Below are 16824 nucleotides of genomic sequence, written 5' to 3'. Positions count from 1 at the left end.
AAAAACTCAATAGTTAGTAACAAGAAAAATTGATGTTAGATAACCTAACATCAATTTGACAAATAACCTAACATCATTTATATTAAGTAAAGAAAATGAGAAAAGGAGGAGAAATGCGTGACTGGAAGCAAGATTCGTCGTTCCATGCCGCTTTTTCCAATTGGGCCTGTCATGCAGCTAACTGAATTAACTGCAAGACAAATTCGATATTATGAAGAGCACCAATTGATTTCTCCAGCCAGATCTGAAGGCAATAGAAGAATGTTTTCGTTAAACGATATTGATAAGTTGCTTGAAATTAAAGATCTAATTGATCAAGGCATTAATTTGGCTGGGATAAAACAGCTATTTTTTGTGAAAAATCAAGATGTGCTTGCAGCAGATTTAAGACCTGTTAAAACAGATCGTGAATTATCCAATGACGAGATTAGAAGGCATCTTAGAAAAGAAATTGTTCAAGCAGGAAGATTCAATCACCCATCATCAACTCAAGGGAATGTCACTCGTTTCTTCCATTGATGAATGGGAAATAAGTTAGGGAGGAATTTTTAATATGTCAAGGTTCACAAAAGAGGATATTAAACGGATTTCAGAGGAAGAAAATGTAAAGTTCATTCGACTGCAGTTTACAGACATTTTAGGGACTATAAAAAATGTAGAGATTCCTATTAGTCAGCTTGAAAAAGCACTTGATAATAAAATGATGTTTGATGGTTCATCAATCGAAGGGTTTGTTCGAATTGAAGAATCTGATATGTACTTATTTCCAGATTTAGATACGTGGGTAGTGTTTCCTTGGACAGCTGAAAAAGGCAAGGTTGCCCGACTTATTTGTGATATCCATAATGCAGATGGTACTCCTTTTCAAGGGGATCCCCGTAATAACTTAAAACGTATATTGAAGGAAATGGAAGAAATAGGGTTTACGAATTTCAACCTTGGCCCAGAACCAGAATTCTTCTTATTTAAGCTTGATCAAAATGGTGAACCAACATTAGAGTTAAACGATAACGGTGGATATTTTGACTTAGCTCCAACAGATCTTGGAGAAAATTGTCGTCGTGATATCGTTCTTGAATTGGAAGAAATGGGATTTGAAATTGAGGCATCACATCATGAAGTGGCGCCAGGGCAGCATGAGATTGACTTTAAATATGCTGATGCACTAACAGCTTGTGACCAAATTCAAACGTTCAAACTTGTTGTAAAAACAATTGCACGTAAGCACGGACTTCATGCTACATTTATGCCAAAGCCATTATTCGGGGTTGCAGGATCTGGCATGCATTGCAATGTATCCTTATTTAAAGAAGGGAAGAACGCTTTCTTTGATGAAAAAGGAGACTTGCAAATGAGTGATACAGCACGTCAATTTATTGCAGGTATACTCAAACATGCGACAAGCTTTACAGCTGTAACGAATCCGACAGTCAACTCTTTTAAGCGTTTAGTACCAGGATATGAAGCACCGTGTTATGTAGCGTGGTCTGCACAGAATCGTTCACCATTAATTCGTATTCCTTCTTCAAGAGGAGTAAGTACACGCGTAGAGGTTCGAAGTGTTGATCCTGCAGCCAATCCATATCTGGCAATGGCTGTCTTACTTAAAGCTGGTCTTGATGGTATTAAAAACAATCTTGTTCCACCAGCATCTGTTGATCGCAATATATATGTGATGAGCAAAGAAGAGCGCATAGCTGAGGGCATTGATGATCTTCCATCAACGCTTGCTGAAGCGCTAGTTAAATTAAAAGAAAATGAAACGATCGTTTCTGCTCTAGGTGATCATATTTTTGAGCACTTTGTTGAAGCGAAAGAAATCGAATGGGATATGTTCCGTACTCAAGTCCATCCATGGGAGCGCGAGCAGTATTTATCGATGTATTAATAAAAAGAGGCTGGGACATAACTAATTTAGCTGTGTCCAAAGCCGAATGATAAATTTTTTTTAATATCTAAATACAGAAAGCCGAACTATTGCAAAATGCTGTGTTAGCATTTCTAATAATAGTTCGGCTTTTTAAGTTGCTGAAAACCTTTTGTCCCAGTCTCTTTTTGTGTTTAATGCCTAACAAAATTCTTATTTTCCAAACTTAAAAAATAGATACAAATATACAATGATAGTTTGAATTAAATGGTGTTGGTGGCAGTAAATAAGGAATAGGGAAACCTCTACAATCGAGGTTTCCCTATTTATTAGGCATAAGATTAATGAATGTCGCGATATACTCCGATAACTTTTCCTAAAATAGAAACATTGCGGAGAATAATTGGCTCCATTGTTGAATTTTCTGGTTGAAGCCTGATTCGATCTTTTTCTTTGAAGAATCTCTTAACGGTTGCTTCATCTTCTTCTGTCATTGCAACGATAATATCCCCATTATTAGCTGTGCTTTGCTGTCTTACAATTACGTAATCGCCATCTAATATTCCAGCCTCAATCATACTTTCTCCCATAATCTCAAGCATGAAAACTTGCTCATCTGCAGGTGCAAGTCTTTCTGGTAATGGAAAATACTCCTCGACATTCTCAATAGCTGTGATTGGTAAACCAGCTGTTACTTTTCCAACGATAGGCACATTCACTACTTTATAATTTAGAGTTCCTGCTCCTTCATCTAAATCAAGAATTTCAATGGCACGCGGTTTAGTAGGGTCTCTTCGTATTAATCCCTTTGTTTCTAATCTAGCAAGATGTCCGTGTACGGTTGAACTTGATGCTAGACCGACTGCTTCCCCGATTTCTCTGACGGATGGTGGATAACCTTTTAATCTAACCTCATCTTTAATGAAGTCTAATATATCCTGCTGTCTTTTCGATAATTTTACCATCATAATTACACCTCTTATGATTTTCTTTTCCTAATTATAGCATCTTTAATATATATGTACAAACATAAGTTCGAATATTTGTTGACATAAAACAAATGTTCGGTTTATAATCGAGTTATCAAACGAACGTATATTCTTATTGAGGTGCTGGAAGATGAAAAAATTGTGGAATCGATATTCTTATGCTATTATTTTACTCGTTTTAAGCTTATTTACTACATTTATACTTGTTTGTCAGCTTGATAGACTAGATGATGATGCACTAATGAAAATTACTATTAATGAAGGAGATTCACTTTGGCAAATTGCAGAGGAATTTTCTGAAGAACATAAATTAACTTCCAAGGAATTTGTAAAATGGGTGGAAAGTAAGAATGGAATTTCTGGAGATCGAATCTATCCTGGAGATGAACTTGTGATTCCTATTATTCAAAAAAAGGAGAAGGGAACGGAAGTAGCGAGTTCTCAAAGTAAATAGGCATTAAGGAAGGACTAAGTATGAAAGCAATAATATACTGCCGTGTCAGTACAACTAAGCAAACGCAGGAAACATCCCTTGCTAGACAAGAAGAAGAGTTAACAAAGCTCGCTAATGATCAGGGATTTCAAATAGTTAAGATTATTAAAGAACAAGCAAGCGGCTTTGAACTTGATAGAGATGGAATTCTCGAGCTTTTATCGCTTATGAAAGAAAAGCAGATAGAAGTAATTCTTATCCAGGATGAAACAAGACTAGGTCGCGGCAATGCAAAGATTGCGATCCTTCATTGTATTTTAAAAGAAGGGATTAAATTATACAGTATTTCACACAATGGTGAGCTGCAGCTTTCTGAATCAGACTCAATGGTTTTAAATATTGTTGGAATGGTAGAGGAATACCAAAGGAAACTACATAATATTAAGATCAAACGTGGGATGAGGAGGGCTGTGAAAAATGGATACAGACCTGAAAAAAACTTAGCGAATTTGGGTGCCCATTCTGGCAGAGAACGTATCGAAGTACCTATTGAAGAAATTGTTAGACTGAGGAAAAATAAATTGACCTTTTCAGAGATTGCGGCTACTTTAAGGGGATTCGGCTACGATATTTCAAAAGCAACTGTGCATAGAAGGTTTCAGGAATATACTGAATCCAATTCAAGTGAGTGAACTTTTCTTGTCAAAAGTTCGCATTTCTAGTATTATGGCAGTTGAGTTTAATGAATAAAAAGGAGCCTTATTATGCTGCCTAAAGACAAACTTGCGCGTATCAATACGCTTGCAAAGAAAGCAAAGGAATCAGGTCTAACTGAAGTAGAAGCCAAGGAACAATCTGCTCTACGGAGGGAATACTTAGAGACATTTCGCTCTTCCATGTTAAATACGCTTAAAGGGGTTACGATTGTTGATCCTAATGGGGATGATGTTACACCTAAAAAGCTCAAAGAGGTTCAGAATAAGAGCCATCTTCATTAAAAGAAGGAATACATGGTTTTGTATTCCTTCTTTACATATGGTTGTATGTTTGTGACAAAATATGAAATACAGCGGATTTTTCCTTGTCAATGATACAATATATTGAATATCGAGGAAGCAGTCTATATTATTAAAAGAGTAGTGATTACTCATAGAGGAGATGTATTTGATGTTTGATCAAAATGATGCTTTATCAATAAACTCGATTCGTACTTTATCTATTGATGCCATTGAAAAGGCCAATTCTGGACACCCAGGAATGCCAATGGGTGCTGCACCAATGGCGTATACACTTTGGACGAGATATATGAATCATAATCCGAAAAACCCTAACTGGTTCAACCGTGACCGTTTTGTACTTTCTGCAGGACATGGCTCAATGCTTTTATATAGTCTTCTTCATCTTTCAGGCTACGATGTTGCAATGAAAGACATTAAAGAGTTTAGACAATGGGGAAGTAAGACACCTGGTCATCCAGAGTTTGGGCATACAGCAGGTGTAGATGCAACAACAGGACCACTAGGACAAGGTATAGCAATGTCTGTAGGGATGGCGATGGCTGAACGTCATTTGGCATCTGTTTATAATAAAGATCAAATGGATATTGTTGATCACTATACATACAGCATCTGTGGAGATGGAGATTTAATGGAGGGCGTATCTGCTGAAGCTGCTTCTCTTGCAGGTCATTTAAAGCTTGGAAGACTAGTTGTCCTTTATGATTCTAATGATATTTCTCTAGATGGTGATTTAGACAAATCTTTCTCAGAAAGTGTTGCCCAGCGTTTTACTTCATATGGTTGGCAGTATTTAAAAGTCGAAGATGGAAATGATCTTTCTGAGATTGCGAAAGCACTTGAAGAAGCAAAAAAAGATGAGAATCATCCAACACTAATTGAAGTGAAAACAGTCATTGGATATGGTTCTCCAAACAAATCTGGTAAATCAGATTCTCATGGATCTCCACTCGGTGCGGCTGAACTGAAATTAACAAAAGAAGCATATAAATGGACGTTTGAAGAAGACTTCTATGTTCCAGATGAAGTATATGCTCATTTCAAAAAGCAAGTAGTTGAGCATGGTGAAAAGAAAGAGCAAGAATGGAATGAAATGTTTACCCAATATAAGAGTAAATACCCTGAATTAGGAGCTCAACTTGATCTTGCAATTAAAGGTGAACTTCCAGAGGGCTGGGACAAAGAAATCCCTGTTTATGAGGAAGGAAAGAGCCTTGCAAGCCGTGCCTCTTCTGGAGAAGCAATAAATGCAATCGCTAAGAATTTGCCATCATTCATTGGAGGTTCTGCTGACCTTGCTGGATCAAATAAAACAATGATTAAAGGTGAATCAGATTTTGCACCAGGTTCATTCGAGGGAAAAAATATCTGGTTTGGTGTTCGTGAATTTGCTATGGGTGCAGCACTTAATGGGATGGCACTACACGGAGGGTTGAAGGTATTTGGAGGAACATTCTTTGTATTCTCAGATTATCTACGTCCAGCTATTCGTCTAGCGGCATTGATGAAACTACCTGTCACTTACGTTTTTACACATGATAGTATTGCTGTTGGAGAAGATGGACCAACACATGAACCAATCGAACAATTGGCTGCCTTACGTGCGATGCCTAATCTTTCTGTTATTCGACCTGCAGATGGAAATGAAACGGCTGCAGCGTGGAAGCTGGCTGTTGAATCAACAAATAAACCAACAGCCTTAGTGTTAACACGTCAAGATCTTCCTACATTAAAGGGAACAAATGTAACTGCCTATGAAGGAGTTTCTAAAGGTGGTTATGTTATCTCACCAACTAGCCAAGAGAAAGCAGATGTCCTTTTAATTGCTGCTGGATCAGAAGTCAATTTGGCTGTTGAAGCACAAAAAGTGTTAGAAGCAGAAGGTATTCATGCTTCTGTAGTGAGTATGCCTGCATGGGATCGTTTTGAGGCCCAGTCTAAAGAGTACAAAGAAAGTGTATTACCAAAAGATGTGAAGAAGAGATTGGCTATTGAAATGGGTTCTTCATTCGGCTGGCATCGATATGCAGGCGATGAAGGGGATGTACTGGCAATCGATCAATTTGGTGCATCAGCTCCTGGTGAAAAAATTATGGAGGAGTATGGTTTCTCCGTAAATAATGTTGTTTCTCGTGTTAAGTTATTATTACAAAATTAATCAATTGAAAAGAAGAGTATGCGTACTCTTCTTTTCTTTGTAAAAAATTAATGGTCGGTCTGATTTAGTGAACAAGCCTTTAGTAATAACCAGCAGTGAAATTAGGCTGCCCTACATTTACATACTTGATTGGGAACAGATGCTCATGTTTGTTTTTTTGGCCCATTCATTTTTAAAGAAATACCAACATATTATTTGAAAAATTTGTGAATTTTGTGCTTTCGACAAAACAAGAGGAAATTTTTGACGTCAACAGACAGATTGCTTTGAGAATATTCATTATAATAAGAAGAAAGGGGGTTGTCCCAGAGGGAGATGTTTGGATGAGAGCCTATCAATTGTATTTAATTGAAGAGGAGTTTGCTTCCCATTATGTTGGAAGGGAAAAGATGTTTTTTCAGTTATTTCAGGAATTTGAGGAATCATCCGGTGCATTGAAATCTATTTTGTCTAAGCAGATTCAATTTATTACAAAACCAATACCGGGGTTAAAACTTCATCAATATATAAATCAGCATTTGTATAGAAAGAACGACTTTTTGGCAAAAAAAGGAGCATACTATATAAAGGTTGGGAAAAAAAGCAATGCCAAGCTTGAAGTTAAAGATCAATCATTGATATTAGAAGCTAGTGGCAATTATGATGCAGAAGCAATATTTTTTGAAGTTCTACGAAAAAGTGAATCATTCTTTTTAGCAATCGATCTTAAACATCATCGATATGGTTGGCTAAAACCGATAAAAGAAAGAAAATTCGTCTAAAAAAAGAAGAAAATATGAAGCAAATATTGTATAATAACCTTTGGTTTAGTACACTGTATGTTAGACAACATGAAGGAGGAAGTTTTATATGTGGCCATATATTCTAGTTGGTATTCTGGCTCTTCTTGCTGGAGTAGCACTAGGATTTTTCATTGCTCGAAAGTATATGATGAGCTATTTAAAGAAAAATCCACCAATTAATGAACAAATGTTAAAAATGATGATGATGCAAATGGGGCAAAAACCTTCACAAAAGAAAATCAATCAAATGATGAACGCTATGAACAAACAATCAAAATAATAGCGGACAAGCAAATCCTTAGTATATTATATAAGGATTTCATGTTTGAGCGATAACCAAGATGATACTGGAGTTCTTCTTATTGGATAGGTAGATAGGTTAATCTTTCTAATGGACTCTACTTCAAATTGGTTGACTTTTCTTATTTGCAATCCAAAACCCACTTTTTCTGCTGAAAAATTCAGCAGAAAAAGTGGGTTTTTTGTTGGATTCATTAATGGGTGCTTTTTCTTCTTAGGTAAAATATAATAATAATCTTCCTTATTTTTAAAATATTTGATAAACTATTTAAGCTATACAATTTTTTTGTATGGAAATATTTGATATTAGTATAATATTGAATTTTCAGTGAATGCGTGATTTTTACTAAATATTATGGTTCTATCAAGTACCACGGAGGATATGAATATGAAAGTATTTTTAGATTTAATGTGGTTTTTTAAGCAGGAAAAGAAAGCCTACTTGACTGGAATTGTTATCCTTTTATTTGTGGCATTTCTTCAGTTAATTCCACCTAGAGTGATTGGTATCTTTGTTGATCATATTAAAGAAGGTACATTAACGAGGGAAATTATGCTTATATGGATTGGGGTATTAATTGCTGCAGCTGCCATTATGTATATCCTTCGTTATTATTGGAGAATAATGATTTTTGGCTCTGCAGTAAAGTTGTCAAAGCAATTAAGAAATAAATTGTATCAGCATTTTACTAATATGTCTCAATCCTTCTATCAAAAAAAGCGTGTAGGCGATTTAATGGCACATGCGACAAATGACTTACAGGCGATACAGCAAACGGCAGGTTCTGGTGTATTAACTTTTGTTGATTCATTAGCGACAGGTGGATTTGTCATTATCGCGATGGCAACAACGATTAGTTGGAAGCTGACATTAATTGCTTTAATCCCAATGCCGCTTATGGCCATTTTAACGAGCTGGTATGGGACGATGCTGCATAAGAAGTTCCACAAGGCACAAGAGGCATTCTCATCTCTTAATGATAAAACACAGGAAAGCGTTACAGGAATTAAAGTAATAAAGACATTTGGACAAGAAAAAGAAGACATCGAGGATTTTCGAAAGCAATCGGAGGATGTTGTTCAAAAAAATATATCAGTAGCAAGAATAGATTCATTATTTGATCCAACCATTTCGCTAATTGTTGGTATATCTTATTTCCTTTCAATCGCGTTTGGGGCAAAATATGTGCTTGATGATGAATTGACGATCGGTCAGCTTGTTTCCTTTACAACGTACTTAGGGCTGCTTATTTGGCCGATGCTGGCATTTGGATGGTTGTTCAATATTGTTGAGAGGGGACGTGCATCAAATGACCGTGTGACAGCACTTCTTGCTGAAAAAGCGGACATTATCGATAAAGAGGACTCAATTGAAACCATTCCAAGCGGGGATATTGAATTTAATTTATATGAGTTTTCATATCCAGATGAAAAAGAGCCACTATTAAAGGATATCCATTTTACATTAAAAAGAGGCGAGACATTAGGGGTTGTTGGGAAGACTGGTTCAGGTAAAACCACTTTACTGAAATTGCTTATTCGTGAGTTTGAAGGCTCGAACGGAACGATCCAGTTCGCCGGTCATCCCTTATTTCGATATCGGTTAGAAAAGCTAAGAGAGGCAATCGGATATGTTCCACAAGACCATTTCTTATTTTCTTCAACAGTTGCTGAAAATATAGCTTTTACAAATCCTAAAGCAGAGATAGAAGAAATATATGAGGCTGCAAGAACAGCAAATATTCATGAGGATATTCTCCAATTCAGTGAAGGTTATGAAACGGTTGTTGGAGAAAGAGGTGTGTCCCTTTCTGGTGGACAAAAGCAAAGGATATCCATTGCTAGGGCATTAATTATGAATCCTGAAGTGTTGATCTTAGATGACTCCTTATCAGCAGTCGATGCAAAAACAGAAGAGGAGATTCTGAATGCATTAAGGCAGAACAGAGAAGGAAAAACGACCATTATAACTGCACATCGGCTGAGTGCGATCCAGCATGCGAATCTGATTCTAGTACTTGATGAGGGCAAAATAGTTCAAAGAGGTACACATGAGAAATTAATGCTGGAAAATGGATGGTATAAGGAAATGTACCTGCATCAGCAGCTAGAAGAACTTGTGGAGCATGGAGGTTAACTAAATGGAAAAGACGACTGGAATAAAAGGGAAAGAACAGCGGCAAGTTCTTTTTCGCCTTCTTTCCTATACGAAGCCGCATTTAAAAACAATTATACTAGCATTTAGTTTGCTTCTAATTACGACCGCCGGAGACATATTGGGACCAATATTAATCAAAATTTTTATTGATGATTATTTGACCCCTCGTAACCTTGTATTTGAACCACTTTTTGCTTTAGGCGCCGCATTTATTGGCATACAGATTATGAATGTGCTAGTTTCCTATTTTCAACTGCTTAAGTTTCAGGAGATTGCTTTAAAAATCATCCAACAGCTTCGGGTTGATGTTTTTTCGAAAGTTCAGTCACTCGGATTAAAATATTTTGATAAGACGCCAGCTGGAAGTATTGTTTCCCGTGTTACCAATGACACTGAAGCAATCAAGGATATGTTTGTTAGTGTATTAGTTACTTTTATTCAAGGTGCATTTTTAATTGTCGGGATCTTTATTGCGATGTTTATCTTGAATGTAAAACTGGCACTATTTTGTTTAGTGATCTTGCCGCTCATTTTTTTCATAATGCAAGCCTATCGGAAATATAGTTCGATCTTTTACCAGGATTTAAGAGAGAGGCTAAGTCAGCTTAATGCGAAACTTAGCGAATCGTTGCAAGGGATGGCAATCATTCAAGTGTTTCGTCAGGAAAAAAGGCTCCGTAAGGAATTTGCTGAAATTAATGAACAGCATTATCAGGCCGGTATGAGAAATATTAAAATTGATGGTTTATTATTAAGGCCCGCGATTGATTTAGTCTATGTTTTGGCGATAATAATTATTTTGAGTTTCTTTGGGATTACTTCGTTTAACAGCCCAATTGAAATTGGTGTTCTCTATGCCTTTATTAGTTATTTAGACCGTTTCTTCGAGCCTATTAACAATATGATGCAAAGACTCTCCATGTACCAACAGGCGATCGTTGCGGCTTCTAGAGTATTTAAAGTAATAGATGAAACAGAATTATCCCCAGCACAAAGTCTAGTTGGAAATGATATAATCAAAGAAGGGGAAATACAATTTCGCAATGTAAGTTTTTCTTATGATAACAAGAGGGATGTGCTTAAAAATATCTCTTTCACAGCAAAACCAGGTGAAACAGTTGCACTTGTTGGTCATACAGGGAGCGGGAAAAGCTCAATAATCAATTTAATGATGCGTTTTTACGAGTTTGAGAGAGGAGATATTTTGATTGATGGTCAATCAATCAAAACCTACTCACAGGATGAGTTGAGAGCAAAAATGGGCTTAGTATTACAAGACCCTTTCGTATTCTTTGGGACGATTAAAGATAATATTCGACTTCATAACCATGAAATGACTGATGCAGAAATTGAAGAAGCTGCTCAGTTTGTGCAAGCACATCAATTTATTGAGAAGCTTGAGGATGGCTACAGCCATCAAGTAGTGGAAAGAGGTTCTACATTTTCAAGTGGACAGCGACAGCTTCTTGCTTTCGCCCGAACGATTGCGGCGAATCCAAAAATTCTTGTTCTAGATGAGGCAACCGCTAATATCGATACTGAAACAGAGGAAGCCATCCAGATTGCCTTAGCGAAAATGCGAAAAGGAAGAACGACAATTGCAATAGCCCACCGGCTCTCTACGATTCAAGATGCGGAATTAATCCTTGTCTTGCATCAAGGGGAGATTGTTGAGAGAGGGAATCATCAAGAACTTCTTGCTAAGCGTGGTTTATATCATAAAATGTATCTGCTGCAAAATAGTTCAATTGAACGAGTGGAGAATAGCGTTGGATAAAAAAATAACCAGCTTGGAGTATATCACTGCCAAAGCTGGTTTTTTTAGTGCATGGGAATTTTTTTAATGAATATTCTGTTGTACTCATTCAATAGTTTATCCAATTCCTGGCTTGTTCTAATAGCTATTGAAGAGGTTAAACCATTTTTCATGGCCACTTGAATCAGTTCTAGCCTTTTTTGTTCAATTAATTGGATTAAATCTTGTTTTGACACAGCCAATTTCCTTTCAAATCTTTTTAACATGTGATTATAATACATAAGTAGCTCCAGAAAAAAACCATGTAAAAACATAAAAATTCTAACAATATTTGTTAGGATTTACTATAGTATAGCGAATTATGGGAAAAAATTCAAAAGAAACTTTAAATAATCTACATAATTTTACAAGTTTTTATTTGTTAAAAGAGAAAAACTCTTACAAATATGATCAAAACAACCTATTTGTTTAGTCACAAATTGTTCAAAAACTAAACATTATCTTTTCATGCCTTCTTTTGTTAGAATGAGAAATGAATTAGTTTAAACGGGAGAGGTTAGCTTATGACAGATTTGAATGTGTTTTTAGCGTTAGGAGCTGGATTTTTAAGTTTCATATCTCCTTGCTGTTTACCTTTATACCCGGCGTTCCTGTCTTATATTACTGGGATGTCTGTAGGTGAACTTAAAGAGGAAAATGCGATGCTCCAAAGACGCAGCATGTTACATACAATCTTTTTTCTAATTGGTTTTTCACTCATATTTATTGCGATTGGATTTGGAACCTCCTTTATTGGCAGTTTCTTCGTAGACTATCAAGATTTAATTCGTCAAATCGGCGCCATTTTCATCTTCTTCTTTGGTTTAGTTGTTGTTGGTTTTATTAAACCTGAATTTCTAATTAAAGAGAGACGGTTTGCATTTAAGAACCGCCCATCAGGTTTTATTGGTTCGTCTTTAATTGGGATGGCCTTTGCAGCAGGTTGGACGCCTTGTACAGGACCGATTTTAGGTGCAGTTATTACCTTGGCAGCTTCTAACCCAGGTTCTGCGATGGTATACATGATTGCCTATATTTTAGGCTTTGCTATTCCATTCTTTATCCTTTCGTTCTTTATTGGTAAGATGAAATGGATTCGAAAGTACAGTGTCACGATCATGAAAGCTGGCGGTTATATTATGATGGTGATGGGACTTGTCTTATTCTTTGACTGGATGACAAAGATTATTGCTTTACTCACATCCGTATTTGGCGGATTTACAGGATTTTAATCTGATATGGTTTGTAAAGCGTGCTGCGAAATTTGTCGTTTTCTTTAGAATGAAATTTCTGTTTATTTCCGATATAATAATACATGTTCGTTTTTTGTGTGAAAAATAAATTATAGGTCTGATTACTTAGTCTATTTGTATGATTGAATAAACAGTACAGTAGGCAGATTTACATTTAGATACTTGGTCATGAGCAGATGTTCATGAATATTTTTTGTAAAGTTATAAGTTTGAAGTGCTTTTAATGGTTTTCAAAAGTCCAATTAGCTATAATAGATAGGACTTCCGTTGTATGATCAAGGGGGAAACAGCGATGGCAAGAATACTGATTGTAGATGATGCAAAATTCATGAGACTAACATTATCAAATATTCTTAAAAAGGCGAATCATGAGGTTGTTGGTGAAGGGGAAAATGGGCTCGAGGCAATCCATTTATATAAAGAACTGAATCCAGATTTAGTGACTATGGATATTACAATGCCTGAAATGAGCGGACTTGAGGCAGTAAAGGCAATTAAGAAGGAGTATCCTAGTGCGAAAGTGATTATGTGTTCTGCAATGGGCCAACAAAAGATGGTTGTAGAAGCAATTGAAGCTGGGGCAAAAGATTTCATTGTAAAGCCCTTTGATGAAGGGCGTGTACTAGACGCTGTAAATAGAGTATTAAGTTAATTATATAGCTGACTCGAAGGTCTTTGAGATTCTAATTTTGTTATTGGCCTTCTTGAGTTAGCTTTTTGTTTTTGTGTTTCCCCAAAAGGTCTTTATAAGCTATAATGGGAATGAAATTAATACAACAAAGGATGACAGAATAATGGACTTTGTTATTATTACCTCAATTGGAGCGATCTGTGTAGCGATCTTTGCTATGTTCGTCCGAATGAAAGCAGCAAAAAAACCAGCTAATGCAAAAAAGATCATCCTCCCACCAATCTTTATGAGTACGGGTGCCTTAATGTTTATATTTCCGTATTTTCGAGTTACACCATTAGAATTAGTGGAAGCTGTTGTCGTTGGAATGCTCTTTTCAATATTGCTGATTAAGACTTCTAAATTTGAAAAAAGAGATAATCAAATCTATTTAAAGAGATCGAAAGCATTTATGTATATTTTAATTGGTTTGCTTATTATTCGTATGGCAGGAAAGCTCATTTTAAGTTCTACTATTGATTACGGCCAATTAAGTGGGATGTTTTGGATACTTGCTTTTGGAATGATTGTACCATGGCGAATTGCAATGTATATAAACTTTCGCAAGCTTCAAAAGGAACTATACGGATCAATAAGTACGAAGAAGACAATATAATTGTCTGGCCACCGAAATTTGTTTTGGTGGCTGTTTTTTTAACAAAAAAAGCCGTCCCTAAAAAAAGGGATGGCTAAAATAAATGCTCGTACGGAGTCAAATTAATTTGTTTTTCAGTCAGTTTCTTTCTTAAAAATTTATGATCTCTTTTTGGAGTTGCTAATATATATCCGCGAATTACCAAATCTTGATTAATATTTGCCGATTTTTCCTCTAATGCCAGTTCACCAATTTTCCCTGCAATTTTTTGTCTGGCCACATCCCTGAATATTTCTGGTACAGGTTCTACTAAATCCTCAAGTAAATCCTTCTCATTCTGACTCCAGAGATTCTTTGTTTCATTCACATAATGTTCTTCCCAATCCATATCAGATTTGCCATCGACTTTAGGCATCCTTTTTAAAAACTTACGAAACATAAAGAACCCGCCAATGGTCATAAATCCCATAAATATGACAACCCATGCAAGGATAAACCACAAAAACCAACCTTCAAGCATTTCCCTCACCTACAAATAAATATTCATTTCTCTATTATAAACTTTTGTCTAATTCTAGACAAGATAATCGAATGGCGAAAATCCTAAAAGAATTCCCTTGCTTGATTTATACTAAACTAATCACTAGCGTTGCATTAATTAATATTAATATCAAAAAGATTCATAATCTTCGCTAATCCTGTTTTGCGCAAATAAAAAGATTTTTATGATGGATAAGTCAGGTGGTAATCCGTCGAAATCCACTAAAAAGGAACTTCCGCATGGACAAAATTACACGAAAAACTTCATTTGGACAATGGTTTTCACCAATAAATCTTCAATTATTTGAGGAATAGGTGAAAATGAAGAAATTAGATTACTATTCGAAAAAATTAACGATAGAGACATTTCTAAAATTACTGCTTTTTGCACAGCTATATAAAATTGAAAGTCTACACGCGCTGGGTGATTGTCTCTTGGATGATCAGCTACAAAAAGGAATTGAACTAGATTCTAACAGTAACTCTCAGTTGTCACGCCGATTAAATGGGGTGAATCCAGATATTTGTCAAAGACTTCTCATTGTTTTAGTTGCTCAAGTTCATGCAAAAACATACTATACGAAACTTGCCATGCCGTTAAAAATCATTGATTCAAGCACATTGCCACTGGATTTAACCAATCATAGATGGGCAAAGTTCCGCAAAACAAAAGCGGGAGTAAAGTTGCATTTGCGACTTGTATTTAAGGAAAAGGGTGCTTCATATCCTGAAAAAGCCGTTATAACTACTGCGAAAGAACATGACCGCAATCAACTTGAAATCATTGTTGATGACAAAGAATGCATGTTTTTGACCGTGGCTACCTAGATTACGAACGCTTTGACCGCATGACAGATGAGGGCTATTTTTTTCTTTTAAGGCTACGGAAAAACGCTGTAACACGGGTCACTTACGACTTCAAACTTCCAGCTGGTACCAATGATACTAGTCAAGAAAATAGACACAGATTTTTCTACCGCGCTTTCGCTTGGTGACCTTCATAAAAAAGTGTAAATAAAAGACATTTAAACTTTTTTATGAAGGTAAAATCAGGCTGCGAAATTTCCATCCATTTGTTCAAATTCATTCGGTTAAAGTAGCTCAAAGTCGAATGGATCCACTTGGAATTATAGAAAAACTCAATGTACTCAAACAGCGATTTCTTCGCATCTTCCCATGTTTATACTTCGTTTGATAAACTAGCTCACGTTTAAGAATACCGTGAAAAGATTCTATATAAGTGTTGTCTTAACAGTTTCCTTTTCGGCTCATACTGCCTGTCATATTGTACTTCTTTAATAGTTTAAGATACTCAGTAGAAGCATATTGAACAGCACGGTTAGAGTAATGAATGACGCCTTTTCCTGATTTTTTGACGCTTGAAAGCCATCTTTAATGCAGAGATTACCAATTCCTTTTTTCATGGTTTTGCCCATTGCCAACCAACTATTTTACGAGAATATACTACATTACGCTCGCAAAATACAACCTGCCCTCATTGGTCGGAATATAAGTGATATCCGTTACCCATAACTGGTTTGATTTACTTGCTTTAAATTGCCGATCTAAGACATTCTTAATTACTCGATGTTAATGTTTAGAATTGGTTGTAGCCATTTATTACTTGGCGGTACATGAATTTTCATTGATTTTTCGTAATAATGCGAGAAACTGTACGCTCACTTACCTTCACGCCCCGTCTATTCTACGTTCTGTCGGTTTTTATCAATTCAGATTCAAATTCACATTCACTCTACTACTTCAAAATTTACTCAATCGAAGCAAAACGTTGCTTTATTTGAGTCATTTCAGGTGCCGATTTCTTCTGGGCAACAATTGCATCTATCGCTAGTTTTTGGTTAGCCTATTCATTTTTACCTTTTGTTACTGCCTTTCATCATCAGAGACTTCCATTTCTGTCTTCACAATCCCTGCATTTCCCAAAATTAGCAGGTGCAAGTATAGTAATGGCTGACGCATTTCTGCTTCTCTTGCAAGTTGACTAACGTACTGTCTGCCTTTTGTCAAAATAGATATGATCCTTAAACAATTGTTGGTTGGAAAATCCTTCGAACAAGGCAAGGAGCTCATCCCCATTGATTGGTTCTTTCATCATAATCTAGACTTTACTATCACATTTTTTATCACGTTAATAATAAAATGGACAACACCTATTAACTTGAGGATACTGCCAATTCTACTAATTAGCCCCCAAATTTCAAATTGGACCATACCGAATAATTTCATCGCAAAGGTCAGTAGCGGTAT

Annotated in this window: 17 protein-coding genes and 1 pseudogene; 14 read left to right on the top strand and 4 right to left on the bottom strand. The window is 36.1% G+C overall.

Going from position 1 to position 16824, the window contains the following annotated elements:
* The first annotated feature begins 117 nt into the window (after positions 1-117).
* Complete coding sequence (locus tag ACFYKT_RS01800; RefSeq protein ID WP_389214557.1) at positions 118-519, top strand: MerR family transcriptional regulator; 402 nt, start codon at positions 118-120, stop codon at positions 517-519.
* Positions 520-553: 34 nt separating this feature from the next.
* On the top strand, positions 554-1888 hold the full coding sequence (gene glnA / locus ACFYKT_RS01795; protein WP_389214554.1) for a type I glutamate--ammonia ligase: 1335 nt from the start codon (positions 554-556) through the stop codon (positions 1886-1888).
* A 320-nt stretch (positions 1889-2208) separates the two neighbouring features.
* On the opposite strand, the gene lexA is transcribed toward glnA, so the two are convergent.
* Positions 2209-2832, bottom strand: a complete 624-nt coding sequence (lexA, locus tag ACFYKT_RS01790; RefSeq protein WP_389215392.1) for a transcriptional repressor LexA — start codon at positions 2830-2832, stop codon at positions 2209-2211.
* A gap of 154 nt (positions 2833-2986) precedes the next feature.
* Between lexA and yneA the strand changes: the two genes are divergently transcribed.
* The 8 genes from yneA (at position 2987) to ACFYKT_RS01750 (ending at position 11480) form a co-directional block, all read left to right on the top strand.
* Complete coding sequence (gene yneA / locus ACFYKT_RS01785; RefSeq protein WP_389214552.1) at positions 2987-3310, top strand: cell division suppressor protein YneA; 324 nt, start codon at positions 2987-2989, stop codon at positions 3308-3310.
* Positions 3311-3330: 20 nt separating this feature from the next.
* Complete coding sequence (locus tag ACFYKT_RS01780; RefSeq protein WP_389214549.1) at positions 3331-3981, top strand: YneB family resolvase-like protein; 651 nt, start codon at positions 3331-3333, stop codon at positions 3979-3981.
* Between the two features lie 72 nt (positions 3982-4053).
* The gene (locus tag ACFYKT_RS01775; RefSeq protein ID WP_389214546.1) at positions 4054-4287 is read left to right on the top strand and encodes a DUF896 domain-containing protein; all 234 of its coding nucleotides are present in this window, start codon (positions 4054-4056) and stop codon (positions 4285-4287) included.
* Positions 4288-4456: 169 nt separating this feature from the next.
* Complete coding sequence (gene tkt, locus ACFYKT_RS01770) at positions 4457-6463, top strand: transketolase (RefSeq protein WP_389214543.1); 2007 nt, start codon at positions 4457-4459, stop codon at positions 6461-6463.
* A gap of 323 nt (positions 6464-6786) precedes the next feature.
* Positions 6787-7224 (top strand): sporulation inhibitor of replication protein SirA, encoded by a 438-nt coding sequence (gene sirA / locus ACFYKT_RS01765; RefSeq protein WP_389214540.1) that lies wholly within the window; start codon positions 6787-6789, stop codon positions 7222-7224.
* A gap of 88 nt (positions 7225-7312) precedes the next feature.
* The gene (locus tag ACFYKT_RS01760; RefSeq protein WP_389214537.1) at positions 7313-7525 is read left to right on the top strand and encodes a YneF family protein; all 213 of its coding nucleotides are present in this window, start codon (positions 7313-7315) and stop codon (positions 7523-7525) included.
* Positions 7526-7933: 408 nt separating this feature from the next.
* A complete protein-coding gene (locus ACFYKT_RS01755; protein WP_389214535.1) occupies positions 7934-9682 on the top strand; it encodes an ABC transporter transmembrane domain-containing protein in 1749 nt (582 codons plus the stop codon).
* A gap of 4 nt (positions 9683-9686) precedes the next feature.
* Positions 9687-11480, top strand: coding sequence for an ABC transporter ATP-binding protein (locus ACFYKT_RS01750; protein WP_389214532.1), 1794 nt, complete (start codon positions 9687-9689; stop codon positions 11478-11480).
* A 44-nt stretch (positions 11481-11524) separates the two neighbouring features.
* Here ACFYKT_RS01750 and ACFYKT_RS01745 read toward each other — a convergent pair whose 3' ends face one another.
* Positions 11525-11695: a Spo0E family sporulation regulatory protein-aspartic acid phosphatase gene (locus ACFYKT_RS01745; RefSeq protein WP_389214529.1), complete on the bottom strand. Its 171-nt coding sequence runs from the start codon at positions 11693-11695 to the stop codon at positions 11525-11527.
* Between the two features lie 327 nt (positions 11696-12022).
* On the opposite strand from ACFYKT_RS01745, the gene ACFYKT_RS01740 reads away from it, so the two are divergent.
* From ACFYKT_RS01740 to ACFYKT_RS01730, 3 genes are all read left to right on the top strand, one after another.
* Positions 12023-12730: a cytochrome c biogenesis CcdA family protein gene (locus ACFYKT_RS01740; protein WP_389214526.1), complete on the top strand. Its 708-nt coding sequence runs from the start codon at positions 12023-12025 to the stop codon at positions 12728-12730.
* Positions 12731-13043: 313 nt separating this feature from the next.
* Positions 13044-13403, top strand: a complete 360-nt coding sequence (locus tag ACFYKT_RS01735) for a response regulator (RefSeq protein WP_389214524.1) — start codon at positions 13044-13046, stop codon at positions 13401-13403.
* Between the two features lie 142 nt (positions 13404-13545).
* Positions 13546-14037, top strand: coding sequence for a CcdC family protein (locus ACFYKT_RS01730; RefSeq protein WP_389214521.1), 492 nt, complete (start codon positions 13546-13548; stop codon positions 14035-14037).
* Between the two features lie 73 nt (positions 14038-14110).
* Here the strand turns inward: ACFYKT_RS01730 and ACFYKT_RS01725 are convergent, their stop codons facing one another.
* Positions 14111-14536 carry a DUF2621 domain-containing protein gene (locus ACFYKT_RS01725; RefSeq protein WP_389214518.1) on the bottom strand — a complete coding sequence of 142 codons (426 nt, stop codon included), beginning with the start codon at positions 14534-14536 and terminating at the stop codon, positions 14111-14113.
* 260 nt (positions 14537-14796) lie between these two features.
* Between ACFYKT_RS01725 and ACFYKT_RS01720 the strand changes: the two are divergent.
* A pseudogene (locus ACFYKT_RS01720) lies at positions 14797-15479 on the top strand (IS4 family transposase); the annotation flags it as partial.
* Positions 15480-16440: 961 nt separating this feature from the next.
* Here the strand turns inward: ACFYKT_RS01720 and ACFYKT_RS01715 are convergent.
* Positions 16441-16647, bottom strand: coding sequence for an ArsR family transcriptional regulator (locus ACFYKT_RS01715; RefSeq protein ID WP_389215390.1), 207 nt, complete (start codon positions 16645-16647; stop codon positions 16441-16443).
* Positions 16648-16824: the final 177 nt, after the last annotated feature.

The organism is Cytobacillus mangrovibacter, from assembly GCF_042865275.1.
GTDB classification, from domain to species: Bacteria; Bacillota; Bacilli; order Bacillales; family Cytobacillaceae; genus Cytobacillus; species Cytobacillus mangrovibacter.
This window is presented reverse-complemented; position numbering and strand designations above follow the sequence as displayed.

Excerpts from the sequence above, each read along its gene's own strand:
- ACFYKT_RS01740 (WP_389214526.1), top strand. The coding sequence starts at position 12,023 with ATGACAGATTTGAATGTGTTTTTAGCGTTAGGAGCTGGATTTTTAAGT.
- lexA (WP_389215392.1), bottom strand. The coding sequence starts at position 2,832 with ATGGTAAAATTATCGAAAAGACAGCAGGATATATTAGACTTCATTAAA.
- ACFYKT_RS01775 (WP_389214546.1), top strand. The coding sequence starts at position 4,054 with ATGCTGCCTAAAGACAAACTTGCGCGTATCAATACGCTTGCAAAGAAA.
- ACFYKT_RS01755 (WP_389214535.1), top strand. The coding sequence starts at position 7,934 with ATGAAAGTATTTTTAGATTTAATGTGGTTTTTTAAGCAGGAAAAGAAA.
- ACFYKT_RS01730 (WP_389214521.1), top strand. The coding sequence starts at position 13,546 with ATGGACTTTGTTATTATTACCTCAATTGGAGCGATCTGTGTAGCGATC.
- ACFYKT_RS01750 (WP_389214532.1), top strand. The coding sequence starts at position 9,687 with ATGGAAAAGACGACTGGAATAAAAGGGAAAGAACAGCGGCAAGTTCTT.
- glnA (WP_389214554.1), top strand. The coding sequence starts at position 554 with ATGTCAAGGTTCACAAAAGAGGATATTAAACGGATTTCAGAGGAAGAA.
- ACFYKT_RS01715 (WP_389215390.1), bottom strand. The coding sequence starts at position 16,647 with ATGAGCTCCTTGCCTTGTTCGAAGGATTTTCCAACCAACAATTGTTTA.
- sirA (WP_389214540.1), top strand. The coding sequence starts at position 6,787 with ATGAGAGCCTATCAATTGTATTTAATTGAAGAGGAGTTTGCTTCCCAT.
- ACFYKT_RS01780 (WP_389214549.1), top strand. The coding sequence starts at position 3,331 with ATGAAAGCAATAATATACTGCCGTGTCAGTACAACTAAGCAAACGCAG.
- yneA (WP_389214552.1), top strand. The coding sequence starts at position 2,987 with ATGAAAAAATTGTGGAATCGATATTCTTATGCTATTATTTTACTCGTT.
- ACFYKT_RS01735 (WP_389214524.1), top strand. The coding sequence starts at position 13,044 with ATGGCAAGAATACTGATTGTAGATGATGCAAAATTCATGAGACTAACA.
- ACFYKT_RS01725 (WP_389214518.1), bottom strand. The coding sequence starts at position 14,536 with ATGCTTGAAGGTTGGTTTTTGTGGTTTATCCTTGCATGGGTTGTCATA.
- ACFYKT_RS01760 (WP_389214537.1), top strand. The coding sequence starts at position 7,313 with ATGTGGCCATATATTCTAGTTGGTATTCTGGCTCTTCTTGCTGGAGTA.
- tkt (WP_389214543.1), top strand. The coding sequence starts at position 4,457 with ATGTTTGATCAAAATGATGCTTTATCAATAAACTCGATTCGTACTTTA.